A 26277-nucleotide genomic window follows, 5' to 3' on the forward strand; every position below is an offset into this window, starting at 1 on the left:
CACAATTTTAAACTTTGGAGGGCACGGAATTGAATGCTTTAGGTCGCCATATTTTGGTTGAGTTCAGCGGTTGTAACGCTGAGGTGTTAAACGACGTTTCTATCATCGAAAGAAGCATGATTGAAGCGGCACAAATCGCAGGTGCTACTGTGATCAACTCGACATTCCACCACTTTTCTCCATGGGGAGTCAGCGGTGTGGTTGTTATCCAGGAAAGCCATTTGGCAATCCATACGTGGCCGGAATACAGATACGCAGCTGTGGATCTTTTCACATGCGGCGAAACTGTTGATCCTTGGGTTTCTTTTGAACACCTGAAAAAAGCATTCCAGGCAAATTACTCTGCGATCGAAATGAATCGTGGTTCTTTGCACGTGATCCAAAAAACAGACTTCAAACCAAAAACAATGCGCGAAAAGCCATCTTTCGATTTGTCAAAAGGCGTGCAAATCGAACGCAATGTTTGGTTCACCGACAAGGACGAAAACCAAGCTTTGTCTTTGCGCTATACAGGCGAAGTTTTGTTTGACGAAACCAATCCTTTCCAACGCGTTCGCGTGTTGGATTCTTACTCTCACGGAAAATTCCTAGCGATCAACAACATGGTTATGTGTTCTGAGCGCGATGAATTCCATTACCACGAGATGATCACTCACCCAGTGATGCAAACTCACGGTAAAGCTAAAAATGTTCTGGTTATCGGTGGTGGTGACGGCGGAACTATTCGTGAACTTTTCAAATATGATGTTGAAAAAGTAACGATGGTTGAAATCGACGAAGCGGTTGTTCGCGCTTCTAAACTTCATTTGCCAAAAATCGCTTCTGAATTCGGCAACCCGAAATTGAATCTTATTATCGGTGACGGCATTCAATTCGTAAAAGATGCTGCTCCAAATTCTTACGATGTTATCATCGTTGATGGTTCGGACCCAGTAGGACCAGCCGAAGGCTTGTTCACAGCCGAGTTCTATGCAAACTGCAAAACGGCATTGAAAGATGGCGGCATGGTGATCACTCAAGGTGAATCCCCAATGTTCCACGAAGGCACTTTCGTTGAGCTTAATAAGTGCTTAAAAGGCATTTTCGGCTCAAGCAGCGTCCACACTATGTTATTCCATGCAACGACGTACCCATCAGGTATGTGGAGCTTGCAAATGGGCGTGAAGGGTTCTACTCACCCAGCAACGGACTTCAACAAAGACAACGCGCGCCAATTTGCTAAGGCTAAGGGCTTGAAATACTACAATGAGGATTTGCACTCTGCAGCGTTCTCATTGCCGACATTCGTTAAGACGATGTTGGGCCAAAACTAAGATCATCAAATGTCTCTTGGGGGGCTCCGTCTCATTGGGCGGAGTCCTGTACAATTCTAAAAAGATAGACCGTCTTCCATTTTCAATATAGTTTCATTTACAGAAACAATTCAGGAGACGTTTTTATGTTCAAACTTCCTACACTTCCGTATGCAAAAACTGATTTGGCTCCTTTGTTCAACGAAGAACAAATGACTTATCACTATGACAAACATCACAAAGCTTATATCGACAACTTGAATAAAGCGATGGAGATAGACTCTTCTTTGAAAGGCAAATCCCTTGAAGAGATCGTTCTTTCTTCTTCTGGCGGTAACTTCAATAACTCGGCTCAAGCTTGGAACCACACTTTCTATTGGTTCAACATGGCTCCCGTAGGCAAAGGCGGCAAAGCTTCTGCTGATCTTGAAACAGCTATCAAACGCGATTTCGGCTCAATGGACGAGTTGAAAGCTAAGTTCGTTGACGGTGGTATGAAAACTTTCGGTTCTGGCTGGATCTGGTTGTGCACAGATGCTTCAGGCAAACTAAGCCTGGTATCTACTTCCAATGCAGCAGTTCCATTTACTAACAACGGCCCAGCTCCAATTATGGTGGCTGACGTTTGGGAACACGCTTACTACGTTGATTACCGCAACCTTCGCCTTAAATACCTTGAAACTTTCTGGTCACAAGTGAACTGGGATTTCGTATCTCAATGTTACGCTTCCAAAAAAGTTCAAGATTTGACGAAAGCAATGACTTAAAAAGGGACTTAAAAAGGTACGGACTTACTTTGTCCAAAAAAAGGGAGCTGATGAAGCTCCCTTTTTTATTTGCCCTCTAACAGAGTCTGGATATTTCGAAAGACAAGCCGGCGGTTACTTTCTTTTCATACAACAGTTCCCTACTTGTTGCTTCTCACCGTTGTTTCACAATAGAGGCAACCGTAAGGAGGTTCTTTATGAAAACCTTGATCGCACTTTTGCTGGCCAGCACATTCTCGTGGAGTGCTTATGCGGCTCCTTCTCATACATTTATGAAAAGTCCCGTTCACGCCAATGAGGAAGTCGCGATTGACTATGATTTCGGTGAAGTCACTGTGGGTAACGGCGCTTCACAAACTTGGGAGTTCACTGCCCCAGATGATGCCGCAGTTTACATCAGCAGTATTACAATCATGGGTGATGACTATTGGGCAGATACCGACTGCTTAGGAAAATTGGATGCCACCTACTCATGCACTTTCACACTGTACTTCGTGCCTGCTAAAGAAGGCGAAGCTATGGGCACTGTGAAAATCATGACCAATATGGATAACGTTACGATCAATGCCAAAGCTAAAGGCATGGCAGCCCCTGCTCAGTAAACGCGAATAAAAAGGGAGTGCTCAAACACTCCCTTTGCGGACTCAGGCTTTAAACCATTTCCTGCGTGGATCTTTTTTATCCACCGGCCAAGTTGTCCAGGAAACTTTCATCTCCATCGCGGCTTTTAGATTTTCTAAAATCAATTCGGCATCTTCGATTTGCCAGAAATCTTTGGCATGCGTGTTCTTATTTTTAAGGGCAATGTCAGACACCAACGAGTAAACCATTCCACTCATCGGTGGGATTAAGAATCCCATCGTGCTTAAAACGCCTTGAAGACGTGATAGAACGGACTTACCACCCACTGAGTGCATCAGCACCATCACCGCACAAGGCTTACCCATTACGGCGGGTGTGGCTTCCATATCGGTCATTTCTTCCAGAAGTCTTTGCATCGGACTTCCCCAAGAATCCCAATAAGTCCCCGTGACAAAAATAACCGAATCACAATTCGCAATTTTCTTTTTCAAAGGCGCACTGACTGAAGTCTTAGCCAGATGAACGACATCATAATCCAGAGTTTTATCAAATTTACGAATTTTCGCGATGAAGGCTGCGCAATTGCCTTTATCACCAGAAGGACTGCCATTAAGAATCAAAACTTTTTTCATGGGAAAAAGGTACGCCGTACCTTTTGGGAATGCACCGCGGAACCGCTACGGTTCTGCACCGCTTCTGGAAAAAGTGCCAGGTCCTATTTACGGATGCGGCGCATACGTAAATAGGACCTGGCACCTAAAAAAGAAGGCGCCCGCTGTTAGGGCGCCTGTTCATGGAGGGATATTGGGAAAAGGACCGCATGATTTAACTAACAATCACCATCAACCTGCCTCCTTTGCGGAAGATCCGGAACCATCTGCGTCCCGGTATACGTTTTGAAAAAAAGGAGCTCGGCGTGGACGGTCTGTAATAACAATATTGTTAATTACATCCTGTACACCGGAGAGCTCCCATGCCGAGCCGACTGCTAAAGCTTTTAATCTTGGACGGAACACTTCGCCTTCGAGAGTGACAACGCCGTCTTCAACAAAGACTTCGATGTGTTCACCACCAATCATGACAAAATCGTTCAACGCTTCCAGAATCAACTTCTTTAACTCTTCATCGGAGCGATAATAGTCAGATGGAACCACAATGCGGTCTTCTATAGACCATACCCCTTCAAAATCGGAGACGAGTTCCAGAGCTGCCATTTTTTTATATGATGTATCGCAACTGCCTGTAACAATTACGGAACATCCGCGCACAATCACATCGAAGTCGGCGGGACTCACTCGTTTATCCCATTTTAATCGCTCGCAGATTTTTGCTCTGAGATCGGTTTCAACTGGTTTACTTTTATGAGAACCCATAGGCCAACTCCTTTCTGATTGCTCGGTTAATTGTTTAAAAAACTTATTCTATTTAATTTTCATTCCCGTCTCTCCAAGCTGGAGTTACCACCCAGCTTGGTTTTCTGCCATCAACTGGGACTCTTCCTCAGTCGGGAAATAATTCAGCATCGGATCATGTCGACGATGCATGGCTTTTTTAGAAGAACGGCGACGCAAAACAGATTTTAAAGAGTCTACCGTTTGCATCACGGCTTTTTTAAAACTGTCATTCGATTTGGCAATTTTAATTACCGATTTCGTATGAGTGGGTTTCAAAATGACCTCGCAAGTATAACTAGGTTTGCGAGCGTGAGTGCGATGTCTTGTAGTCTCGACTCTCACGGTGAGGTGAGCAGCACTATCGTACTTGAAGAAATCTTCAATGGAGGCTTCCACTTTTTCAAGTAAGTAAGCTTCAAGGTTTTCTGTACGTGTGATGTCTCTGTAGTAGATGTCTGTTTGCATATCTACCTCCTTGTTCTTTCATTATCGCTGAGACCCAACAATTCTTTAAATATATAATTTAAATGACATATATAAGTTAAAGTTATAGGTTCAGTCTGGGTCCTATGGAATTCCCTAGTGCTCTTGGACAGTTGGGCGACTGATGTCGTGGTCCGGGTTCCAAAGTGGAGCCAAAATTCGTCTCTAAAACCGGGTGGTATTTTATGTTTAATTTTAATCACTTGTACTATTTTTACGTGACGGCAAAAATTGGCGGCGTTTCAAACGCTGCTAAATATCTGCGAATTTCCCAGCCCAGCCTCTCGTCACAATTGAAAATTTTAGAGAGCAATATCGATGTAAAACTTTTCGAAAAAAAAGGTCGTGTGCTCCAACTTACGTCTGACGGGGAAAAGACTTTCGCCTATGCAAAACGCATGTTCGACGTTGCAAACGAGTTAGCTGAGTCCTTGAAATCCCCAGGCGAAAAAATGACTGAAAGATTTCACATCGGAATTTCTGAACAAGTGGAAAGACCTTTCATTGCAGATATTCTTTCTCCTGTCATTCGCGACAACCGCGGAAAAACCAACAAAATTATTTCCATCACTTCTGCTCCCGACGACGACATCCTGCAACTTCTGCGCACGAAAGAAGCGGACTTGATGCTGACGAATAAACCGATTTACGCGGAGGACGTCGTTGAACTTGCTTCAATTGCGGCTCCCGTAAATTTGATGGTTTCCACTCAGCTTTTGAAAAATCTGAAAATGCGTGTTTCGAAAAACACCAGCGTTCAGGATTTCCTGGCAGCTTTTCCCGGTGGCCTGGTGATTCCTTCTTACAAAATGAAATTACGCCACGAAACTGATCTGTTCATAGAAAACATCAAGACACGCAAAAAGATCTCTTTTGAATCTGATATCATGTCGGTTGTCGGCCGCGCGATCGTTGATGGTGCTGGCTGTGGTTTCTTGCCCCTGCCTTATGTTTTAGAAGAAATCAAAATGGGATTGATCACAGTGATCGGGCCTAAGGCAGGGCTCTGGAAACACTCACTGTACATGATCTCTCACAAAGAAGACGACTACGATGCCCTCACTGAAGACATCGTGAAACGCTTTAAACAATTGGATAAGTGGAGCTAACTTCCACCTAATAGCGTCGCTTTTCGGGTGCGGCTGTTTTGAACTTCGATCACGCAGGAATACGTCGTGGGGCTTTTAGTACGGAAAACGACAGTCATTTTGCCGTTCACAAACTTATGGAAATCAGAAGCGATATCCTTGCCCGGGATGATGACCCAGTATTTGCCATTCGATTCATCAACAAAGACGCGGTAAAAAACGATGTCACGGATTTTCCCGAGAACAGCTGGTAACTCCTGCTCAACGTTCACCGTCTGGCAGAACTCCCCCGCATAAGATTTCACCTTATGCGATTCGATTTCCAAATAGGTCACGCCGATCAAACATGTGATCAGCAAAATAAGGAAAACAGCGCTAATGACTTTTAGGGTACGGCTCACAGTGACCTCAGGAAACATTGCCAATTAAACATTGGCAAGTTTATGGCTTAATAATAATCGGAAAATGAAATTCGCGGAAGTGTTAATTACAACGTTACGAAAAAAGAAAAAAGCCTCCGGGTTTCCCACGGAGGCTTTTCTGTTGTCATTTTAGAATCAAAGCCTAGTAAGGCTGACGAGCCGTTGAGTTGGCAAGATCCATCGCGAACACAACTGCCAGTTTTGAGTACATCGCAGAGTGAGCAAAATTCGTTTTATCATTGATCAGATCTTTCGCCGTGTGGATATTTGGATTATCCGCGCGCATTGTGGATTCAAAAGGCATCAATGTTGGGTAACCTTGTCTGAACCAAGAAGCATGGTCACTGCAACCGTAACCGCATTGATCATCCACGATTCGCGCGTGCAAATAAGCTTCGTTCACAGCTCTTAGGTATTCATGCAACCACTTGCTGGTAAAGTCTGTCATGTTACCGATCACAAACTCCCCCGCACCTGGATAAGAAGTCATATCCAACTGAAGAACTGCAACCACATCACGTTTTTCACCTTTATAAGATTTCGCGATTTCCGCAGAACCCAAAAGACCTGATTCCTCGCCCGCGTACCAGAAAAATTCAACAGTACGTTGCGGTTGTTCTTTTTGGCTGATGATGCGCAAAGTTTCTAGCAAGTTTGCAGACCCGGAAGCATTATCGTCAGCGCCCGGAGCTTGCTGACCGCCGCCCCATCCTTGATTGATGGAATCCAAGTGACCGCCCAAAACTACGATCTCATTTGGACGAGTCGAACCCGTCAAACGAACACGCACTGATTGTTGTGGAGTGGAATCATGGGAGATCAAAGAAATTTCATAAGGAATGTTGGAACTTGCAAGCAAAGTCTGCAAACGTCTTTTCATGTCTTCGACGTGAACGTTTGGAGTTTTGCCACGGTTATAACGGTTTGGATAAGAAGACAACCAAGTCACCCACTCACGCAGATTTTGCTCGCTAACTTCAGCAACCGCTGCTTCGATTTTAGGGCTTTTTTCAACCGCTACGGCTGCAAAAGGGGCTCTTTCGTAAAGGTCGTTTTTAGCTTTAATTTCCGCCAAAGAACTCAACATTGAAGTAAAATTCAAAGCTTGGAAGTTCTTTTCCGTAGTCAAATCTTCAAAGCCGCCGCATTTGCCCACTTTATGAGCGCGCTCTTGGATTTTTAGTTGCATTTCCGGAGTGATAACCGCATATCCGACACCTACAGATTCTTCTTTAGCCAGGACAGGAATGTCCAAAGCCTTAAGGTCCGAAAGGTCCGCCAAAATTGGCTTTGTGGAGAAGGTTTCAAGGGACGCTTGGTGAGCGCCAGCTTGCGATGCAACGAGTAAAAGGGCCATCATGGCAGTTTTCATGGAATCATTCCTTTGAAATAGATTACTTGTTTACAATGTTAGCCAAGTTGTCCACAACCAGCAAAGATAAATCTTGAACGCGCAAACTTTAGTTATGATGAGAACACGATGAAAAATGACATTCTGTTGGTCACACTCAATTCAACTTATCAGCATTCCTCTTTCGGATTGCGCTATTTGTATGCGAATTTAAAAGAACTCCAAGAGCGCGCATCGATCCTTGAGTTTACCACTGCGAAAGATCCTCGCGACATCGCTGAACAGCTTTTAAAACTCAACCCTAAGATTATCGGACTTGGCGTATATATTTGGAATGCCAACGAAAGTTACGAACTGGTGAGCCTCATCAAACGCATCAGCCCCGAGACGATTGTGGTTCTGGGCGGCCCTGAAGTAACACACGAAAGCGAGACGCAAGCGATCTGTAACACCGCTGACTTCACGTTCAAGGGTGAAGCAGATTTCTTGTTCTATGAGTTTTGCCAGAAGTATTTTTCGACCGGCGAATTGCCCCAAGAAAAGTACATAAAGGGTCCTCTTCCAGAGATAAAAAATATCGCATCGCCGTATAGTTTTTATTCCGACGAAGATATCAAGAACCGTGTTCTTTATGTTGAGGTATCTCGCGGTTGTCCTTATCGCTGCGAATACTGTCTGTCGTCTTTGGATAAATCTGTGCGTAACTTCGAGATCACGACGTTCCTGGCGGATATGCAAATCCTGCTAGATCGTGGTGCTCGCCAATTTAAATTCATTGATCGCACCTTTAACTTAAGCCCCACCATCTGCACTCAGATCCTTAACTTTTTCCTGGAGCGCATTGAACTGGGACTGTTTCTGCATTTCGAAATGGTACCGGATCGTCTGCCGACAGAAATCCGCGAGCTGATCAAAAAATTCCCTCACGGCTCTTTGCAATTTGAAATCGGTATCCAAACCTGGAACGTCGATGTCGCAAGACTTGTCAGCCGGAGAAATGATTTAGCGAAAGTTAAAGAGAACTTTAAATTTCTGGCAGAAGAAACCGGCATTCACTCTCACGCCGATCTTATCGTGGGTCTTCCGGGCGAGGATATTGAAAGCTTCGCCAAGGGTTTTGATACACTGGCAGAGCTTCGTCCTGATGAAATCCAAGTGGGTATCTTGAAACGTCTGAAAGGCGCGCCTATTTCCCGTCATGATAAAGAATGGGAAATGGTTTATTCAGAACATCCCCCGTTCCAAATCCTGCGCACAAAAATGATGGATTTCCAAACGATGCAAAAAATGAATCGCTTTGCAAAGTATTGGGACTTATTTGCGAACAGCGGTAACTTTAAAAATTTCGTGGCGGCGATCAAAAGTCGTTCTGAACTTGCTGAACACAAATCATTCTTTTGGGAGTACTTTGCGTTTACTGAATACATGTCGGCAAGACATGCTCAGTCTTTCGGTATTTCTTTAATCAACCTAGTGGAATCAGCTTTGGTTTATTTGACGGATCATCTGCACTGGCCCCATGAAGAAGCAAGACAGCTTTTGATTTCAGATTATATGGCGCCTGGCACTCGTGAACTTCCAAAAGTTTTAAAGGTTTATCCAGAGCCTAAGCAAAAAGGTTTGTCTCCTGAGATGAGAAACAATCTGCCTAAAAGGCAACAGAGACATCTTGTAAAATCGGAGACTCAGTCTTCTTAGTAAGGACTGAGGCGATCATAAAGCTAAATCCTGCGACCAGCATGGCACATCGCCAATACATCAAATTCAGCCATTGCAAGCGCACGCTCTCCCAATCATTGGGAGGGCCTTGGAACTGCCACATATGAATCACGCGGTTTAAGGGCATATTCCCGGTCCACGTCATCACCAGCTCATCGGCCATACAAAGCATTGCAAATAAAACCAGAAAAAACTCAACCCGCTGCCACTGACGGCGCATCACAATCAAATGCACCGCAAGCTTAAACACCACCACCAGACACAATAACGGTGTCCAAGACAGAAATGATCGCTGCATGGATTGATGAAAAGCGATGTAGGACGAAGCCGACAGCTTTTCCATTACGGGCCCCATGCCAATGACAAACGCAAAGGCATTGCCCGCAAGCAGCCCGATCAAGAGCAAACTTGTGTACTTCAAGAATTGGTTAAGTTTCATATGGAGCTACTTATACGCCCCCCAAACAGAAACTCACGTTTCAATTTCTTCACATAACATCAATGGTCGCGGAATTTTTTGGCGTAGCCTGTGTACGAAACATGTTTTGATTTGCACCAGGTAAATTGAAAGTTTTGATGAAGCTCACGAGTTCTTAAAAGATTCCAAGTACTCCTCTGAAAAACCACGGGACGAAGCCCGCGCATGGCTTGAACTTCAAGATCAAACTCTTCCAGCCACACTTGCACTTCTTCGGGTTTTCGAAACAGGCGATATTCAAAATATTTCTCGGGCGTGTGATTTAAGAACCATCTCATAAACTTATTCATCCATAAGTATGAAATTAAAGTCTTGTTTATAGTGCGAAAAAAGAAAATGCCCCCAGGACGCAACACCCGACTCATTTCAGAAATAATCTTCTCAGGGTCGGAAACATGCTCAAAAAGATCCATGGCAACCACAACATCAAAGCTTTCATTGGGAAAGGGCATACGATAGGCATCGCCTTCGACATACTTCACGCGCCCGGTGACATCCATCAGTTCAGCCACTCGCAAACTCGTGCGAGAGATATCAAGCCCTGTCACATCGTGACCGGCTTGGGCGGCAGCGTTTGAAAAAAATCCTGCGCCACTGCCAACATCCAAAATCTCTGCATGAAAGCCGATGTATTTACGAATTTCTCCCAAAATCCAGGCAAGCTGAGATTTGGTTTCTAAGCGAAGCAATGCCATGGGTCCCCTGTTGGAGGAATACCACTCCTTTGCAAGCTCATGATAGAGCTCACTTCGCTGCACATCCTGCTCTTGAAATTTCCGCAGTTCGATTTCTTCTTCTTCCACTCTTTCAAGCTAACAAGGAGTGTGAGCCAACGACGAATCCTGCGAAGTCCAGTGATAATAATCAATCAACAGCCTCGACAACACGTCGAAGGCCTGGCTACAATGTGGGTCATGGATATTATTGAAGTAGTCTGCCGTATGATTTTCGGTTTACAAATGGCCTTTTGGGGCCTGAATGGCTTCTTTAACTGGGTGACAATTCCACCCTCTCCACCGGTCATTGAAAAATTCGTTGAAGCTTGTATTGAAACCCGCTTTATCATGCCAACGACCAAAGTGATCGAAATCGTGTCGGGACTGCTATTGGTTCTGGGAATTGCGGTGAACTTAAACCTAATGCTGTTCGCACCGATCATTTTTGTGATCACATTCCTGCACTTGCTTCATAATCCTAAACCCTGGGGCGTCGTGGTTCCTATCACTCTGCCATTTGCAGTGGTGATTGGATTTCATCTGCCGGCACTGTTTGCCGGAAACTTTTAAAGCAACGCAATCACTGCCAGGATCGCTGGCAAGGCCTGAATAAAGAAAATACGACGACTGACACTGTACGCGCCGTAAAAGCCTGCGATAATCACGCAGACCAGGAAAAACATTTTGATCTGATAGGCAAAGGCTTCGTTGGATTGGAATAAACCCCAAAGCAGGCCGGCACCCAAGAATCCATTATATAAACCCTGGTTGGCAGCCAGAACGGCCGTAGTTTGGGCTTTTTCGAAAGTATTTCTGAAAACCTTCAGGCCTGTTGGCTGAGTCCACAAATACATCTCCAAATACATGAAGATAAAATGTTGTACCGCAACTATCGTAACTAACGTCAGGCCCAAAAACCTCATCTATATTCCCGTCTGGGAGATCTTATAGGCGATCTCGTCTAAGCTTTCGATATCAAACAAGGTCGAAAGCGTCTGTTTTCTTGGAACTTTATCTAAACTCTGCGCCAGCAATCGCAATAAGTCATCAGTTGTTACGATGCCGATCAATTGGTTCTGTTCATCCCCAACTAATATCGAACTGATTTTCAAATCCAGCATTTTTTCGATCGCGGAATGCAAAGGCAAATCATGGGCCATCCACACGACAGGACGAGACATAAAGTCTTCGACTCGGGAATGGTAAGAATTTGCGTTTTTAAGAAGATCTCGTTGAGACAGGACGCCAACAATTTGTTCGTCCGGATCAATGACAGGGAGGTGACGAATTTGATTTCGCTCCATCACCTGTCTTGCATCAGCCAGAGTTGTTCCGACCGAAACTGTGATTACATTATTGGACATGACATCGCGAGCGAGTTTAGCCATAAGGGGCTCCTTTGCAGGTCGTCCCCTTTAGTACACAATACCCATCGCCTTTTTAACATCAGAAAGAGTTTGTGCTGCAACAGTGCGAGCGGCATCTGTGCCAGTACGCAAGATTTCGCGCACATAACCCATGTCTTTTGCATACTCTTCGCGACGTTGGCGCATAGGAGCAATTTTGGCTTCTAAAATCTCCAGAACACGCTTTTTAAGAACGCCATCACCCAAACCACCACGACGGTAGTGTTCTTTCAAAGCTTCGACTTCTGCTTGGTTTGGATCGAAAATATCAAGGAATATAAATGGAACGTGACCTTCAACTGTGCCTGGATCTTCCACTTTTAAGTGATTTGGATCCGTGTACATCGCATTTACTTTTTTCTTTAGTTCATTGGGAGTATCACCCAAGTAAATCGCGTTACCCAAAGACTTGGACATTTTCGCTTTACCATCGATACCAGTCAGGCGGCCCGTTGTACCCACCATTGCTTTTGTATCGTGGAAAACTTCAGTCTTATACAGATGATTAAATCTGCGCGCGATCTCGTTTGTTTGCTCGATCATCGGCTGTTGGTCTTCACCCACTGGAACCAAGTCAGCTTTAAAAGCCAAGATGTCTGCCGCTTGAGAAACCGGGTACGTAAAGAAACCCGCAGGGATTGAATCCTTCATGTTTTTTTGACGGATTTCATCTTTCAATGTGGGATTTCTTTCCAAGCGAGCAACAGTCACCAAGTTCATAAAATAGAACGTCAGTTCAAAAAGCTCTGGAATTTGTGATTGAATAAAGATCGTGCTTTGTTTGGGATCAATACCCACCGCCAGGTAATCAAGTGCAACCTGCTCAACATTCTTACGAACGTGCTCTGGGTTTTCATAGTAATCCGTCAATGCTTGCGCATCCGCGATTAAAACGTATTGATTGTATTCGGATTGCAATTTCACGCGATTTTGCAAAGAGCCAACATAGTGTCCAAGATGTAAAGGGCCTGTGGGGCGATCGCCCGTCAAAATGATCTTTTTCATGACCAAATATTTACCCTAACTTAGGCTTCTGGACAAGCGGACGTGCAAGATGCCGTGCAAATTGATTCATCACCCACAGATGAACATAGGCCTGCGTCACCTTATAAAAGTACCAGGGTAGTCTTGGCCTGAAATCATGGATCGCCGCCAGACACGCGGTCCCACCCAAAACTTCACGAAATTCAAGGCGCCCACGGCCGCTCTTTTTAGAAAAAAGCCCGCCACGAACATAGAAAAGCTCGCGATGTCCCCAGCTGCGATCCGGAGAATACTCCAAAACCAAAAGACGAATGTAAGGAAAGCGATTACAGAAATAAACCCAGCGGTCTTTAACTTCCACTTTCATCACCCGCGGCCGCATGACCGGCAAATAGGCCATGTACTCCAGAGCCACATCCCTGGCGGTCCAACCCGGTGGCAAAGGCAGTCTTTGCACCGAGCGAACTTCATGTTTCGCATCCCGCGCGGCATGAAAAGCATGGGGCTTACTCGCGCCCGAATAGTTCTCAATGGCAAGCTTTAAGGCTTCGTCGATTCCCATGAAATGATGACCCGGAATTTCCAAACGGTGATCTGCACGCACCAACAGGGGATTGCGCAAACTTTCAATCAAGGGATTGATCAAGTTTTTAGGAGCGCTCGTAACCAAGCGAACCCACAGAGCCGACAAATGCGGTGTTAAAAACGGAACCTTCCAAAGAGCTCGTCGTAATCCCATTTGGTCCGCAACTCTTAACATCATTTCACTATAGCTTAAGATGTCCGGACCACCTAAATCATAAATCTTATTATCGGTTGCGGAGCTTTCCATGCAGAAGCGGATACTTTTAAGCACATCATCTAAAGCTACCGGTTGGCTCGCGGTCGAAGTCCACTGAGGACAAACCATCACGGGCAGTCTTTGCACCAGACGAGTCATGATCTGAAAGGACGATCCATCAGAACCAATGATCAAAGCCGCGCGAAGAATCGTGGTTGGAATATCGCTGTTTAAAAAAACACTTTCCACTTCGCGACGACTTTGCAGATGTGCCGACAAGTTTTTACTGTCGTCAGGAACCAAGCCACCGACATATATGATTTTCTTAACTTTGTTCTTTTGAGCGGCTCTAAGAAAATTATCCGCGACGATCAAATCGAAATCTTCAAAGGATCCTTGCGATAAATGAGCTGATGGTTGCATCGAGTGCACCAGATAAACCGCAATTTCCGCACCGTCTAATGCCTTTTCCGCATCCAGCAGACTAAAAAGGTCGCAATTACGCCACTCGCAGGAAGAATGCTCTTCAGAATGCGAGTGCTGTGAGCGGCTTAAGCCCACGATCGAATATGTTCCCTTTAAATGTGCAACCAGAGCTTTGCCAATGAATCCACTGGCTCCGGCAATAGCAACTCGCATGAATGCCTCCGGAAGATTTTGACGGAAATATTACTGACCCAGCTCCGCCATAATGTCCCAACCAAATTTTGCCAGCTTTGCCTCGCCGATGCCATGGACATTTTTAAGTTCATCCAGACTTTGTGGGTTTTGGACTGCTAAATGCTTCAGTGTCAAATCGCCAAAGACAACGAACGCAGGGACATCGAGCTCTTTGGCCTTTTCTTTGCGCCATTTTTTTAAAAGTTGGAAGCGTGCCTCTTGTGCCTCATCAAATACCACCCCATCCATGTCGACTGTGGTCTTTGACACTTTTGAACGGGTTTTGGTTTTTGCAGGAGCTTTCAGGGCTGCCACTGGTCTTACGACCTTGCGCTCGGATTGCGGTAGACATGTATCACAGTGACCACAACGTTCGATCCGTTGGGCGTCTTTGTAGTAAGTAAGAATTTCGGCATGACGGCATTCACCGCCTTCAGCGTAATTGACCAAGGCATCCAAATTTCTCCAGCGAGAATTTTTGATTTCCTTGGGTGCTTCAGAACTTGTGATGAAATAAGTTTGCAGACCTTTATCTTTTTTCGAATAAAGCATCAAACAGGTTGAATCCAAACCATCACGGCCCGCACGACCCATCTCTTGATATAAAGAATCAATCGTCGCAGGCATTTGATAGTGCACCACCAGGCGCACGTCGGGCTGATCGATTCCCATACCAAAAGCATTGGTGGCAACCAGAATTCTTAAGTCCCCACGCTCATAGGACTCTTGTGTTTCTGTACGTTCCGCGGTGGAAAGACCCGCGTGGTAATAGCCAACTTTATCCAAACGACGTTGCAATTGTCCGGCAAGTTCTTCCGTCACCTTACGAGTTCCGCAGTAAATTATGATGCGGCCTTCAGGGGTTTGCTGAATTGATTGCATCAATAAAGCAGCCTTTGCCTCCTCGTCCGCGCAGAATTCGACTTGGTAGTAAAGATTAGAACGATAGAATCCGTGAACACGACGTTCAGGGCTTTTTAGTTTTAAATTAATCGAGATATCCGCAAGAACCGTTGGTGTCGCGGAAGCGGTCAATGCCAATACCGGAATATCGGGACGTAATCTTTTTAAGATTTCAAGCTGACTGTACTCTTCACGGAAATCGTGACCCCACTGCGATACACAGTGAGCTTCATCAATCGCAAACAAAGCGATGGCGCGATTTTGAATCCAACGCTGAAAGCCTTCTTTTTGAACACGTTCAGGAGATAGATAAAGTAAATACGTTCCGCCTTTTTCGATGTCCTGAAAAATCTGACGCTTCTCTGCATCCGTTTGTCCCGCATACAAACAACCCGCCGGGATGCCTTTTCTTTGCAGGGACATAACTTGATCTTTCATCAAAGCGATCAACGGAGAAATAACGATTACCAGCTTGTTTGCATATACTGCTGGAAATTGAAAGCACAGGGACTTACCACCGCCCGTCGGCAAAACTGCGAGCACATCTTTCCCAGAAAGAATGCCGGTGATGATTTCCTTTTGCCCGATACGAAACTGCGAAAGACCAAACGAGGTTTGCAGCGTTTGTTCCAAACGGTTTTGATCGATAGTTTGTACGGGGGAAACAGGGTCCTGAAGCATAGGGCTACTTTCCTTGAAAACAGCCCTTCTTTGCAACCAAGATTCCTGCGTTAAAATGGATTATTTCCCTTGCAGAAGCAGATCCCTGAAGGAATCTCGGACAGGATCAATAGCGACTCTCAAAATCCAGCTTTTCGACTTCCACCGTCGCCAATTTTATCTGAGCGGCCTTAGTTAAGTCTTTCAATTGCTCAAGTGAGGTCGCGCTCGCAATCGGAGCGGTGATACTTGGTCTTTGCATCAACCAGGCCAGTGCGATACTCGCGGGTTTCACCTGGTGATCCAAGGAAATATCATCCAAGGCGCCCAAAATTTTGAGCCCACGCTGATCTAGATAGCTGGTGGCCTTTTCTCCCCGTGCACTTTGTTTTACATCGTCTTTAGAGCGGTACTTGCCCGTCAAAAATCCGCTCGCCAAAGAATAATAGGGAATAACACCCACCTCTTTATTAAGACAAAGTGGCTCAAGTTCTTTTTCAAAAGATTCCCGATCATGCAGATTGTATTTAGGTTGCAAGGTCACGTACGACACAAAGTCTTGTTGTTCCGAAATGTGCAGACTTTCTTTGAGCCGTTTTGCGCTAAAGTTCGAAGCACCGATGGCACGAACTTTCCCCTCTTTCACTAAGGCATCGAATGCTGCCAGGGTTTCCTCGATGGGAGTTTCCATATCATCCGTGTGGGATTGATACAGATCGATATAGTCTGTCTGCAAACGCTTTAAAGAATCTTCCACGGCTTGTTTGATATATGCGGCTTTCAAGCCTTTTTTTTCGGGAGCAAGCTCCATTCCCACTTTCGTGGCAATGACGACTTTATCGCGAATCTTGCGCTCCTTCATCCAGTTGCCAATAATGGTTTCTGATTCCCCACCTTTATTCCCAGGGACCCAGCGCGAGTAAACGTCAGCGGTATCGACAAAATTGAACCCCGACTCAACAAATCCGTCCAACAATTGGAAAGAAGTTTTTTGATCGATCGTCCAACCAAAAACATTTCCTCCAAAGCACAACGGAGCTACTTCAATTCCGGTTTTTCCAAGCTGACGTTTATTCATGCTGATGACTCCTACATTGAATGAAGACCTACACGGTTCCCTTCGGTGTCTTCAAAAATTCCGATGTTACCGTATTGACCGATTGATTTTTTCCCTGAAAGAATCTTGCCGCCATTATCGCTTACTTTTTTTAGTGCAGCTTCAATATCCGGCACGGGAATATAGGGCAGAGTTCCTTCGTGCGAAGGTTTATATCCCGGTCCCTTAACCAGAGCACCCGAGGCGCCGTATTCTTTCATATTTCCTGAAGGAAAAAACGCAAGCTTCAGCGGTCCCATTTCTTCCATTTTGAATTTTAGATCAAATGACTTTTCATAGAAAGTCATTGCGCGTGAAATATCATTTGCAGCCAGCTCAACCCAATTAAACATATTGGATGCCATAATAAAAAACCTCCATCTTGAATCTGTTCTTAAGAATCAGAATCCGTGGAGGTTTCCGTCAATATGACATTGCACACTGTTTCGTGGTTAGCCCGTCAAAGCTTTATTGGCTCTTTTCAGGCGAAGCGCGAGCGTTTTCACAAGGGCCTTAGCCCAGGCGGGTTTGGAGAAAATCACACTCTCGAGAGCTGACATAGGGATTTCAATTAACTCTACCTCAGTGACGGCTTCCACGGTGGCGGAGCGAGGTTCGTGATTGAAATGCCCCATCTCTCCCACGAATTCACCGGGTCCGATTTCCCCAAGGCGAACTCGGTCACCTGTCGTTGCTTCAGAAAATGCATTCAAGGTTCCGTGTTTAACGATATAGACAACTTCCGTGTCGTCGCCTTCCTTGAACAAAGTCTCCCCCACAGTCAAACTGCGAAGCTTGTACTGGGAGCCATCCTTTACTGGCTTGGGAGCAACGATTTTAGAGACAACTTCCAACAAAGCCCATTCTCTATTTGGCTCTGACAGGAATGATAATCGTCCGGATTGCACTTCATGTGGAAACATATCGTGATCGGGAACGTAAGACATCATCACTAAGAAGATGCCGTTATTATTTTTTTCTTTAAGTACTTTGGCGACAATATCGTAGCCTGAACCCTTAGGAAGATACTCGTCGACGAACATGATTTTAGGTCGGACGTTGTCGATTTTGTATTTGGTATCAAACCAGTCGCTGCCGTGAAACACAGAGCAATTGGTGAAATGTTTGTTGAGTATATCTGAAATCGCGGTGATTCGCGTGGGATCACCACTAACAATCAAAAAGCTGTTTTTATCCTGGCTGCGGCTCATACAAAAACCTTCCATAATTTTCAGTCCCATTCCTAGGACCCACAGACGTGCCAGATACTTATATTATCAACCCTAACTGTCTAACTCTCAACATTCTGTCTAAAAGTTACCTACATTTTCTCAGGTTGATTCGTTTTGTATGTGTCGATCTGGGATTATGTTAGTTCAGTTGATATCTTGCGAGATCCGCAGCGAACTCTTGTTTGGACTGAGGGAAGCGTTTGTTCACCGCCTCGATCAGCGACGCTCTCATATTGTGATTAGGGTTATTGGCGATCACCGTTAATAGCCCCTGCTGGCAGCCCGCATAGCTACCACAATTATTCAGATAAATTTCATAAGCCACGATAACCGGGATATAACTTTGATCCGTTGTCGAAGCGATGTTTCGCTCTTGCTCAGTACGAGCATTGTCCATAGTCACAGTCGCTGCTGGCGCATAATCCAAGGATTCTGCCAATGCCACCTCGGCCAACTGCTTATCTCCGCCACGGCCATTTAACATATCCAAGGCTTCGACTCTCTCAAAGTGAGCGGAGTTGGCGCCTTGCAAATCTCTATAGTAATCCCACAGCACCTGTTTCTTATTTGGAAGAGCGTTGAATTTGGCACGAAGCTCTCGGACTCTCACGCGTAGGTCAGATTTATTTTCTGCTGCACGAGTTGTCTTAATAAGATCAACCAAGAGCGCGCGTTCTTTCGTTTCTACGGGAACAGCAGTGACCTTAGCCACTGTCGCTAAAGGAGCCGATGCCGACGCAACATTACGGTTTGGAGCTTTCTGAGTCGTTCCATCAACCACGGCCTGCGGTGGTGGTTGTGGATCGGCTGAATGATCGACGTTTTGTTCCTTCTGACGACTGAAAAATAGAACGGCGATAAGGGCTACAGTGGCTAAAACCACGAAAGTTTGCTTCATTATTAGATTATCCCCGTGTGCCCTAAGAAATTGCAACTGGAAACAAAGTCCATGCTTTAGTCACCTGCTAAGGTTTGGACAGCTGAACTTCATTTAATTCGTTTAAACCTAAAATGACCCCATGGTCCTTTATTTGCTTTGAGTATCTGCCATTGGGGGGCCAATGAAATTTACAGCAACTGCTTTATTTGCAGCGACCGTTCTCACATACAATATTGCCAACGCAGGGATCACTTGTTCTTCAACTGAATGTAAAGCTGAAGACATGCCACTCTTAGATCAAATGGAATCATCAGTAAAAGCTAAGTTCGGATCAATGGCTTGTTTGCCAACGTCATCTACTATGGTGATGGAATCGATCTTTAATTCCAAAAAAGATATCGTCGCAGGAAGCTTCACGGAAAGCCTTTACCAACAAGGTTCCTACGGTGCAGTTGTTATGCTCGGTATTGATATGAAAACGACCTCTGCCAACGGGACCTATGTAAATGATGCTAATAAAACGTTCACAAAAATTGCCCAAGGTTTCTCAGGCGGCGCAAGCGGCTTCAGTTTCCAAAACTCACAAAAATCTCTGACACCAGCAAATCTTCTTGCAGAAATGCAGGGTGGAAGCTTGGGTTCGATTCTTTTTGCATCTTATATTCCTAAATGTTCTGCGATGGCCAGCGGTCGTCAGACTTGCAGCTTCACTCGTCAGTACGGTCACTCCGTCGCTGTGCAAGGAGCGTCTGCTTCTTCAGTTTCAATTTATGACCCGAATGATGAAAAATGGTCTTCTCAGCTTTTGAAATTGGCTGACGATTCCAGTTTCTCGGGTGCGACTTTGTCTTTGCCATCCCATATCGGTGCTGATGCCCGCATTTTGGATAAAAACTACTACACTCAAGGTGAAGTAGACTTGGCTGAATACTTTTACGGTTTGAAAACAACGGCAGGAGCTTCCGAGCCGGTTGTAACCCAACCATCTCCTGCGCCATCTCCAGTGGTTACTCAACCTTCACCGGCTCCATCACCAGTTGTGACTCAGCCGACTCCGGCACCGTCGCCGGTAGTAACTCAGCCAAAACCATCACCATCCCCAGTAGTGACTGCTCCTAAACCATCGCCTTCTCCAGTAGTTACTCAGCCTTCCAAATCGCAAATTTGGCAGCAATGGGCTCAGTACTACCGCAATAAAGGGAAATTCGCCTCCCGCAAATAGTTTCCTCTATGAAAAAACAGGCATAACAGGCGGCAGTTTCGACTGCCGTCTTGCTATTGGAGAGGTTATTGCGTAGAACCGTTCCCTATGATCAGCACATCCAATATCAGCCTCCGTTTCGGTGGCAAAAAGCTTTTTGAAGACGTAAATGTGAAATTCACTCCAGGCAACTGTTACGGCCTGATCGGGGCCAATGGCGCCGGTAAATCCACATTTTTAAAGATTCTTTCCAAAGAGATCGAGCCTAACACAGGCGAAGTCATCATCCCGGGCAACCTACGTCTGTCGATCCTAAAACAGGATCACTACGCATACGACGAGTACGAAGTTCTTAAAACCGTACTAATGGGCAACGAGAAGCTTTACAAAGTCATGACTGAAAAAGACGCGCTTTACGCAAAGCCAGATTTTTCTGAAGAAGACGGCCACCGCGCCTCTGAACTTGAAACAGTTTTTGCCGAGCTTAACGGCTGGGAGGCTGAATCCGAAGCCGGCGTGATGCTGGCGGGTCTTGGAATTGGCGACGAACTTCATAACAAGCTAATGAAGGAACTAAATCCAGGCGAGAAAGTAAAAGTCCTTTTGGCGCAGGCTCTCTTTGGCCGCCCTGACATTCTTCTTCTGGATGAGCCGACGAATCACTTGGACATCTATGCGATCAATTGGCTCGAGGATTTTCTTTTAAACTTCGACAACACTGTCATCGTAATCTCGCATGACCGTCACTTCTTGAATAAAGTTTGTTCGCACATTGCGGATATCGACTATGGCAAAGTAACGACCTTTACTGGCAACTATGATTTCTGGCGCCAAGCGAGCGAGCTAAAACAGCGCATGCTTTCTGATCAGAACAAGAAAAGTGCTGATAAAGCCGACGAACTTAAGGCTTTCATCGCGCGTTTCAGCGCGAACGCTTCCAAATCAGCGCAGGCTTCTTCACGTCAGAAACAACTGGAAAAGCTTGAGTTCAATGACTTGCCAGCTTCCTCCCGTAAATCGCCATTTATCGGTTTCGACGTAAAACGTGAATTGGGTAACGACGTTTTAGTGGTAGATAACATCACTAAGACTTGGGAAGGCGAAACTGTTCTTAAAAACGTTAGCTTCACCCTTAAAAAAGGCGATAAAGTCGCTTTGATGGGTCGCAATGACTTAGCTAAGACCTTACTTATGGAAATCATCGCCGGCCAAATGCAGGCGGATTCAGGCACTTACACGTGGGGTATAACGACGACTCGTGGTTACTTCCCTACGGACAACTCCAAGTACTTCCAAGGCAACGAGGCTTCTCTGGTTGAATGGCTTCGCGAGTTCTCTGAAGACAAAGACGAAAGCTTCCTACGTGGATTCTTGGGCAAGATGTTGTTCTCGGGTTCTGATGCCTTAAAACAACCCACAGTTCTTTCCGGGGGCGAGAAAGTTCGCTGCATGTTCTCGAAATTGATGCTGGAAGGCTCCAATATCCTGATCCTTGACGGTCCAACCAATCACTTGGACCTTGAGAGCATCACCGCCGTAAATGAAGGCCTGCAGCGTTTTAAAGGCACCGTGATCTTCACCTGTCATGATCACGAGCTTTTGCAAACTGTTGCAAACAGAATCATCGAAATCAACGAGACGGTAACTTACGATAATCACATTGATTACGAAGGCTATGTTCAGGCGACTAAAAAGCACTAAAACTGCCATCACATTTAAAAATAAAAAAGGCCGGGTTTTCCCGGCCTTTTCTTTTTAATCTATCTATCTAATTTGACCATGGGCTCAAAGCCCATCTCACCCCAGGACATGGGCTGGAACGGAAGGCGAATCACTTTATACCAAGGATCACGGTACTGCTCGACCACCAAGGAACTCGCATCATACTTCCACTTGTTGTTCAATTTCGTCGCCGTGAAGCTGATAGACATCTTATATTCGTTGCTACGAAGCAGGATGTTTGTTTTGAACAAGCAAGAATTCGAGATATTTCCGATAAGCTTCACTTTCATTTTCGTATTGCTCTCGTCAAACTTATCCCAGTGAAGATTGTAAAGTACAGATCCTGCCGGCTTCTTACTAACTAGATCCAAATCAGGAATCGGCAAAATAGGAACCGGGATCGAGAAACGATAGCACATAGCTTCGTTTTCAATCTCTCTAGAGATATCAATCAAATCCTCACCCACGTTCAAGATCACGTCCGGTGTCGCCGTATATACGTCTTTCGTAAATACCATCGCCGAGAAATCATTACTCCAAGGCAAAAGCGGAGTTACTGACAACTTAGATTGAACAAGCATCGAAACACGCACGCCCAACAAATCCAACTCTTCATGAGAGTAGCCACCATAGTGATGACCGAACTCATGAACCAGGATTGCAACAGCTTCTGGAATTGAAACCGCTGTGTATTCACCTGTCGGTGCTTTGCTATAAAGAAGATCGGAGTTGATATAGATCGGTGTACCTGGAGAGCTTCCCGTTTTTGCTACCCGAACCAAACCATCAATAACAAAGAAACCTGGAGTCTTTTGTTCAGATCCGAAGTAAAGCATGCGGCTTCTGACTTCCTGAGGAAGACCTTTCGCAATGAGGCTAATAATTTGGCGCTGACGAGAATCAAGCTTACAAGCATCGGAAGTCAGGCAGACTTCAATGTATTGTTCTAAACGTTCATAAGCATAAAGAACGTTCTTTTCAGCGATACCACCACCGTTACCGATAAAGTCACCACCAACAAGCGCATTCGCTGCAACTGTCGACATCGTGATCGCCATCATCACCAAAGAGCGGATTTTAAAAACTGAATTCTTTAGGTTACTCACTCTGATCCTCCATGCTGCCGTCCACTTTCGTGAGCGGAAACAATTGAAACGAAAACGTATATACCTCAGATAACGGGCCATCTTCTAGCAGATCCTCGATCTTTTTACGAGTCTTTAAAATCACGTCGTTAACTAGAGGAAGTTTTTCAGGATTCACTGCCGTTGTGATCGAATAAAACTGTCGGCGTTCGACGGGATCATTATGGAGTGAATACTCTGCTAAATGTAAATTTTGAGTATGGTGCTTACGTATTGCAGCTGACGGCACATCTCTATTAATAAAGATTGGTTTCGCTGTTCGCACCATGCGGTTACGACTCTTTTTAAGGAGTTCCAGCCTGAGTAAACGCTCTAGCGCATGTTCCGCCTCAGACTCTTTTATCCCTAACCGCTTTGCAATCCATCGAGGATTCGCTTTGTTATCGGGAAGCTTTGCAAGATTCAAAATCGCAACATAGTACCAATCCGACATCAATCGGAACGTATCTTCCTCCATAAGAAGACGATCGTCGATTTCGACTTTCTTTGATCCCTGTCTGTACTCCGCCCACAGGATTTCTTTCTCCAAGGGGGAAACCAATAAACGCTCCATGACTTTCTCTAAGTTTGTTTTAGAGAGAGATCTTCTATCACCCATCACATCAGACAGTGTTGTGGAACCAATATCCAAATCCCGCGCAAACGCACGCAATGAATAGGAGGGATTGCGCGTTTGGCGCTTGGCGAGCTCCTGCATTAATAACTTTTTTACAGTGATTTCCATGGAACTTATATAGACACAAAACTCTAATAACGCAAGCATTCGGGACACTTTGTCCCGTTTTTAAAAGTCGGGACACAATGTCCCGATGGGGGTCTAGACAGCCCTAAACACCTCGATTATCTCTTGCTCCATACCGCAGCGGCGGAAAAGTTAACGAATAACAAAAACAATCCTAAGGAGGATTAAAATGAAAAAAGTATTCTTGGCTATCGCAATGGTTTTAGGTGTTTCTCAAGCTCACGCTTACACAGCTCCAGCTTGGGCTTGTAACTTGAACTTCAAAGGTACTGCATCGGGCGTTAAAGTTATCCTTGGCAACTATGAATACAATGGTAAAGGGACTTTGGCTTGCATGTCTCCAACAGGTCAAACTGCAGAGTACCCTGTAACTGTTACTATGAAAGCTAAGCCTTTCTCTCCACAAATCGCATTGGGTAAAATGGAATTGACTGGTCAAGCGGCTGAAATCGCTCTTTTCGATTCTAACCCAGAATCAATCCTTGGCACATACTATGTAGCTCAAGCTCAAGGCGCAATCCTTGGTGGCGTTGGTTTGATCACTGCGACTCGTATCGACCTTCCAACAATCGCTCTTAAAGTTTCCTTCCAGTTCGCAAAAGGTTTCGGCGTAAATCTTGGCGTGAACAGAATGGAAATCGCTCTAGATCAAGACCGTAACTAATTCACTGATGAATTGGGAGCGCGAATCCATCAAACCGGGGAAATTAAACGCCCCGGTTTTTCTTTCCCGTGAAATTATTATTTTTGATTAACCGAAGAGGTATTTTCAATGTTCCAAGAACTATCCGGAGAGGCATTCGCCCTTCCCAGCCCAATCAAACAAAAAGAGTTAAGTATGATTCAACCAATTCACATCGGTAGTTATCCTGATTACCGAGATTTTTTAAAAGAAAAATTTGTTGCCGAGAAAACTAAGAAATACTCGTTCTCTTTGCAATTTTGTGCTGACCGTCTTCACGTATCGAAAACTTTCGTGAAGCTTGTGTTTGACAAGAAAAGACACTTCTCGATGGATACGCTTCCGCGTTTGTGGGATCTATTCAAACTTAGCGACAAGGAACGCCTTCATTTGACATTCTTGTTCTGCCACACAATTTCAGACAGCGATTTGTTGAAACACCAATTTGAGGTGATCATGCGCAATGTGCAGAATGAAACTTTAGTAGTTCCAGCCGTAACAGAAGTCCCGTAAAGGCCCAGGTCCACCTCAATTTTTTGTACCCAAGAGTACACTGAGTGCAAGTTCAACCACTCACAAATTGAGGTGTGACATGAAAACAAGCCATCACGTAACATGTTTCAGCCTTTCGCTTATGCTGCTCGTGGGGAATTATGCGAAGGCTGAAGTTTCCACATACATTGACGATGACCGCATTCCTAACATGCTCGAACATATCGACCCCTTCGATCCCAATGTAGAGCAGATCCTTGATCAGTACGATAAAATCTATGAACAAGAAACCGGCAAGCCTGCTCACATCAATACATTGATGGATGACATCCTTGGACCTTTCGGTGGTTGCAGCCGCAATGCATGCTCCGTCTGGGCTCAGGTGGTAAAAAGTTCTCAGCGCATGTACTTGTATGTGAACGGAAGTTTACGCGGCTCCTGGGCGGTTTCCACTGGCATGAAAGGTTATGGCACACCTAATTTTGATCGACATCCCGATGGTCGTATCTATGACCGATATACTTCTACGAAATATCCAGAGGGAGACTATAATGGCTTAGGCAACATGCCTTATGCTGTCTTTATCACTGGAGGTTACGCCCTCCATGGAACTCCACGAGGTAATTGGCCGAAACTGGGAACTCCAGCGTCGCATGGTTGTATACGCATGCACCCTGATAATGGATACACCTTCAACCGCCTGGTAAGATCTTACGGAATCAGTAGGGTTTGGATCACGGTACAGTAAAATGGTGAATCCACACTCCGGCTCCACCGGAGTAGCTTAAAGAAATCTACTCGAAGTGACCAGAGTGGGAATACCTTTCCCACTCCACTTCGTATATTGATATTTCCCGCCGGGTCTGATTTTTTCTGATTTAATTTCCACATCAACCAAAGCATTGAATCCCGCAATCACAGTCAAGAATGCCAGACGCATCACCAACTCTTCACGGTCATCACACTCTTTGATTTCAATCGCATTTTCTTTACGGCTGAACATCTGCGTGAGTTTGGAATCTTCCTTCATGAAGATGCTAATGCCTTTGGCTTTTTTCATCTTCTGCTCATAGTCCTCAAGTGCCGGGGCAATTTCGCGATCATAACAGGGGCCACAGAAAACGGACTTATTAAGCGGAGCTGGAATCACTTTATAAAAAGAGAACGTTCCTTCATCGACGAATTGAGCACATTTTTTACAAACGTGCTCATGGCATATACCACATTCCAAATTGGCTTTAGGTTTTTGGCAGACACAACAGTTCGTATTTTCCATATTGATAATTCCTTGACCAGAAATTACATGACACACCGTTTCGATGCAAGGTCCAAAGCATTAAAGCTTTCTATCTCTCAGCGCAGATTCCTTAAATCGGAGATATTGATGGCAGAACACGAG

General features: G+C 45.1%; 30 protein-coding genes. 11 read left to right on the forward strand and 19 right to left on the reverse strand.

All coding sequences use genetic code 11. The features are described from left to right. The first annotated feature begins 29 nt into the window (after nt 1-29). The 3 genes from speE to HW988_RS17525 all read left to right on the forward strand — a co-directional run bounded on the left by speE (nt 30) and on the right by HW988_RS17525 (nt 2661). Entirely contained in the window at nt 30-1313 is a 1284-nt protein-coding gene (gene speE / locus HW988_RS17515; RefSeq protein ID WP_181605427.1) for a polyamine aminopropyltransferase, read from the forward strand. 125 nt (nt 1314-1438) lie between these two features. Beyond that, complete coding sequence (locus tag HW988_RS17520; protein ID WP_181605428.1) at nt 1439-2059, forward strand: superoxide dismutase; 621 nt, start codon at nt 1439-1441, stop codon at nt 2057-2059. Between the two features lie 197 nt (nt 2060-2256). Further along, nucleotides 2257-2661, forward strand: coding sequence for a hypothetical protein (locus tag HW988_RS17525; protein WP_181605429.1), 405 nt, complete (start codon nt 2257-2259; stop codon nt 2659-2661). 42 nt (nt 2662-2703) lie between these two features. On the opposite strand, the gene HW988_RS17530 is transcribed toward HW988_RS17525, so the two are convergent. From HW988_RS17530 to HW988_RS17540, 3 genes are all read right to left on the reverse strand, one after another. Then, nucleotides 2704-3273: a flavodoxin family protein gene (locus HW988_RS17530; protein ID WP_181605430.1), complete on the reverse strand. Its 570-nt coding sequence runs from the start codon at nt 3271-3273 to the stop codon at nt 2704-2706. Nucleotides 3274-3483: 210 nt separating this feature from the next. Beyond that, on the reverse strand, nt 3484-4014 hold the full coding sequence (locus HW988_RS17535; RefSeq protein ID WP_181605431.1) for a BON domain-containing protein: 531 nt from the start codon (nt 4012-4014) through the stop codon (nt 3484-3486). An 84-nt stretch (nt 4015-4098) separates the two neighbouring features. Continuing rightward, nucleotides 4099-4500, reverse strand: coding sequence for an HPF/RaiA family ribosome-associated protein (locus HW988_RS17540; protein WP_181605432.1), 402 nt, complete (start codon nt 4498-4500; stop codon nt 4099-4101). A gap of 203 nt (nt 4501-4703) precedes the next feature. Between HW988_RS17540 and HW988_RS17545 the strand changes: the two genes are divergently transcribed. Next, nucleotides 4704-5627, forward strand: a complete 924-nt coding sequence (locus tag HW988_RS17545) for a LysR family transcriptional regulator (RefSeq protein ID WP_181605433.1) — start codon at nt 4704-4706, stop codon at nt 5625-5627. Here HW988_RS17545 and HW988_RS17550 read toward each other — a convergent pair. Together HW988_RS17550 and HW988_RS17555 are read right to left on the reverse strand one after the other, a co-directional pair. Further along, on the reverse strand, nt 5624-6007 hold the full coding sequence (locus HW988_RS17550) for a hypothetical protein (protein ID WP_181605434.1): 384 nt from the start codon (nt 6005-6007) through the stop codon (nt 5624-5626). The genes HW988_RS17545 and HW988_RS17550 overlap by 4 nt on opposite strands. Nucleotides 6008-6170: 163 nt before the next feature. Then, nucleotides 6171-7400 (reverse strand): M20/M25/M40 family metallo-hydrolase, encoded by a 1230-nt coding sequence (locus tag HW988_RS17555; protein WP_181605435.1) that lies wholly within the window; start codon nt 7398-7400, stop codon nt 6171-6173. A gap of 108 nt (nt 7401-7508) precedes the next feature. Here HW988_RS17555 and HW988_RS17560 point away from each other — a divergent pair, with 108 nt between their 5' ends. Next, nucleotides 7509-9077: a B12-binding domain-containing radical SAM protein gene (locus HW988_RS17560; RefSeq protein WP_181605436.1), complete on the forward strand. Its 1569-nt coding sequence runs from the start codon at nt 7509-7511 to the stop codon at nt 9075-9077. On the opposite strand, the gene HW988_RS17565 is transcribed toward HW988_RS17560, so the two are convergent. Next, a complete protein-coding gene (locus tag HW988_RS17565; protein WP_181605437.1) occupies nt 9028-9537 on the reverse strand; it encodes a DUF1772 domain-containing protein in 510 nt (169 codons plus the stop codon). The two genes, HW988_RS17560 and HW988_RS17565, sit on opposite strands and share 50 nt — an antisense overlap. A gap of 59 nt (nt 9538-9596) precedes the next feature. Next, entirely contained in the window at nt 9597-10379 is a 783-nt protein-coding gene (ubiG, locus tag HW988_RS17570; protein WP_255490103.1) for a bifunctional 2-polyprenyl-6-hydroxyphenol methylase/3-demethylubiquinol 3-O-methyltransferase UbiG, read from the reverse strand. Between the two features lie 138 nt (nt 10380-10517). Here ubiG and HW988_RS17575 point away from each other — a divergent pair, with 138 nt between their 5' ends. After that, nucleotides 10518-10862, forward strand: coding sequence for a hypothetical protein (locus HW988_RS17575; RefSeq protein ID WP_255490104.1), 345 nt, complete (start codon nt 10518-10520; stop codon nt 10860-10862). On the opposite strand, the gene HW988_RS17580 is transcribed toward HW988_RS17575, so the two are convergent. From HW988_RS17580 to HW988_RS17620, 9 genes are all read right to left on the reverse strand, one after another. Further along, nucleotides 10859-11215, reverse strand: coding sequence for a DUF1304 domain-containing protein (locus tag HW988_RS17580; protein WP_181605438.1), 357 nt, complete (start codon nt 11213-11215; stop codon nt 10859-10861). The genes HW988_RS17575 and HW988_RS17580 overlap by 4 nt on opposite strands. Beyond that, the gene (locus tag HW988_RS17585) at nt 11216-11680 is read right to left on the reverse strand and encodes an HPP family protein (protein ID WP_181605439.1); all 465 of its coding nucleotides are present in this window, start codon (nt 11678-11680) and stop codon (nt 11216-11218) included. It lies immediately after the preceding gene. Nucleotides 11681-11707: 27 nt separating this feature from the next. Beyond that, nucleotides 11708-12703, reverse strand: coding sequence for a tryptophan--tRNA ligase (gene trpS, locus HW988_RS17590; RefSeq protein ID WP_181605440.1), 996 nt, complete (start codon nt 12701-12703; stop codon nt 11708-11710). Nucleotides 12704-12713: 10 nt separating this feature from the next. After that, on the reverse strand, nt 12714-14102 hold the full coding sequence (locus HW988_RS17595; protein ID WP_181605441.1) for an NAD(P)H-binding protein: 1389 nt from the start codon (nt 14100-14102) through the stop codon (nt 12714-12716). A 30-nt stretch (nt 14103-14132) separates the two neighbouring features. Further along, nucleotides 14133-15707, reverse strand: coding sequence for an ATP-dependent DNA helicase RecQ (locus tag HW988_RS17600; RefSeq protein ID WP_181605442.1), 1575 nt, complete (start codon nt 15705-15707; stop codon nt 14133-14135). 106 nt (nt 15708-15813) lie between these two features. After that, nucleotides 15814-16764: an aldo/keto reductase gene (locus tag HW988_RS17605; RefSeq protein WP_181605443.1), complete on the reverse strand. Its 951-nt coding sequence runs from the start codon at nt 16762-16764 to the stop codon at nt 15814-15816. An 11-nt stretch (nt 16765-16775) separates the two neighbouring features. Then, nucleotides 16776-17147, reverse strand: a complete 372-nt coding sequence (locus HW988_RS17610) for a VOC family protein (RefSeq protein WP_255490105.1) — start codon at nt 17145-17147, stop codon at nt 16776-16778. An 87-nt stretch (nt 17148-17234) separates the two neighbouring features. Then, the gene (locus HW988_RS17615; RefSeq protein ID WP_255490106.1) at nt 17235-18023 is read right to left on the reverse strand and encodes a cyclic nucleotide-binding domain-containing protein; all 789 of its coding nucleotides are present in this window, start codon (nt 18021-18023) and stop codon (nt 17235-17237) included. A gap of 130 nt (nt 18024-18153) precedes the next feature. After that, entirely contained in the window at nt 18154-18912 is a 759-nt protein-coding gene (locus HW988_RS17620; protein WP_181605445.1) for a hypothetical protein, read from the reverse strand. Nucleotides 18913-19075: 163 nt separating this feature from the next. Here HW988_RS17620 and HW988_RS19215 point away from each other — a divergent pair, with 163 nt between their 5' ends. Together HW988_RS19215 and HW988_RS17630 are read left to right on the forward strand one after the other, a co-directional pair. After that, nucleotides 19076-20116: a hypothetical protein gene (locus tag HW988_RS19215; RefSeq protein ID WP_181605446.1), complete on the forward strand. Its 1041-nt coding sequence runs from the start codon at nt 19076-19078 to the stop codon at nt 20114-20116. Between the two features lie 87 nt (nt 20117-20203). Beyond that, nucleotides 20204-21796 carry an ABC-F family ATP-binding cassette domain-containing protein gene (locus HW988_RS17630; protein WP_181605447.1) on the forward strand — a complete coding sequence of 531 codons (1593 nt, stop codon included), beginning with the start codon at nt 20204-20206 and terminating at the stop codon, nt 21794-21796. 59 nt (nt 21797-21855) lie between these two features. Here HW988_RS17630 and HW988_RS17635 read toward each other — a convergent pair whose 3' ends face one another. Then, nucleotides 21856-22923, reverse strand: a complete 1068-nt coding sequence (locus HW988_RS17635; protein WP_181605448.1) for a hypothetical protein — start codon at nt 22921-22923, stop codon at nt 21856-21858. Beyond that, nucleotides 22916-23686, reverse strand: coding sequence for a DUF4423 domain-containing protein (locus tag HW988_RS17640; RefSeq protein WP_181605449.1), 771 nt, complete (start codon nt 23684-23686; stop codon nt 22916-22918). The genes HW988_RS17635 and HW988_RS17640 overlap by 8 nt, the downstream gene beginning before the upstream one ends. Before the next feature lie 187 nt (nt 23687-23873). Here HW988_RS17640 and HW988_RS17645 point away from each other — a divergent pair, with 187 nt between their 5' ends. The 3 genes from HW988_RS17645 to HW988_RS17655 all read left to right on the forward strand — a co-directional run bounded on the left by HW988_RS17645 (nt 23874) and on the right by HW988_RS17655 (nt 25626). Continuing rightward, entirely contained in the window at nt 23874-24368 is a 495-nt protein-coding gene (locus HW988_RS17645; RefSeq protein ID WP_181605450.1) for a hypothetical protein, read from the forward strand. Nucleotides 24369-24542: 174 nt separating this feature from the next. After that, nucleotides 24543-24899, forward strand: coding sequence for a hypothetical protein (locus HW988_RS17650; RefSeq protein ID WP_142701763.1), 357 nt, complete (start codon nt 24543-24545; stop codon nt 24897-24899). A 79-nt stretch (nt 24900-24978) separates the two neighbouring features. Beyond that, the gene (locus HW988_RS17655; protein WP_142701764.1) at nt 24979-25626 is read left to right on the forward strand and encodes a L,D-transpeptidase; all 648 of its coding nucleotides are present in this window, start codon (nt 24979-24981) and stop codon (nt 25624-25626) included. A gap of 36 nt (nt 25627-25662) precedes the next feature. Here HW988_RS17655 and HW988_RS17660 read toward each other — a convergent pair whose 3' ends face one another. After that, nucleotides 25663-26154, reverse strand: coding sequence for a hypothetical protein (locus HW988_RS17660; protein ID WP_181605451.1), 492 nt, complete (start codon nt 26152-26154; stop codon nt 25663-25665). Between the last annotated feature and the right edge of the window lie 123 nt (nt 26155-26277).

The sequence above is a fragment of the Bdellovibrio sp. KM01 genome (assembly GCF_013752535.1).
In the GTDB taxonomy this organism is placed as follows: domain Bacteria; phylum Bdellovibrionota; class Bdellovibrionia; order Bdellovibrionales; family Bdellovibrionaceae; genus Bdellovibrio.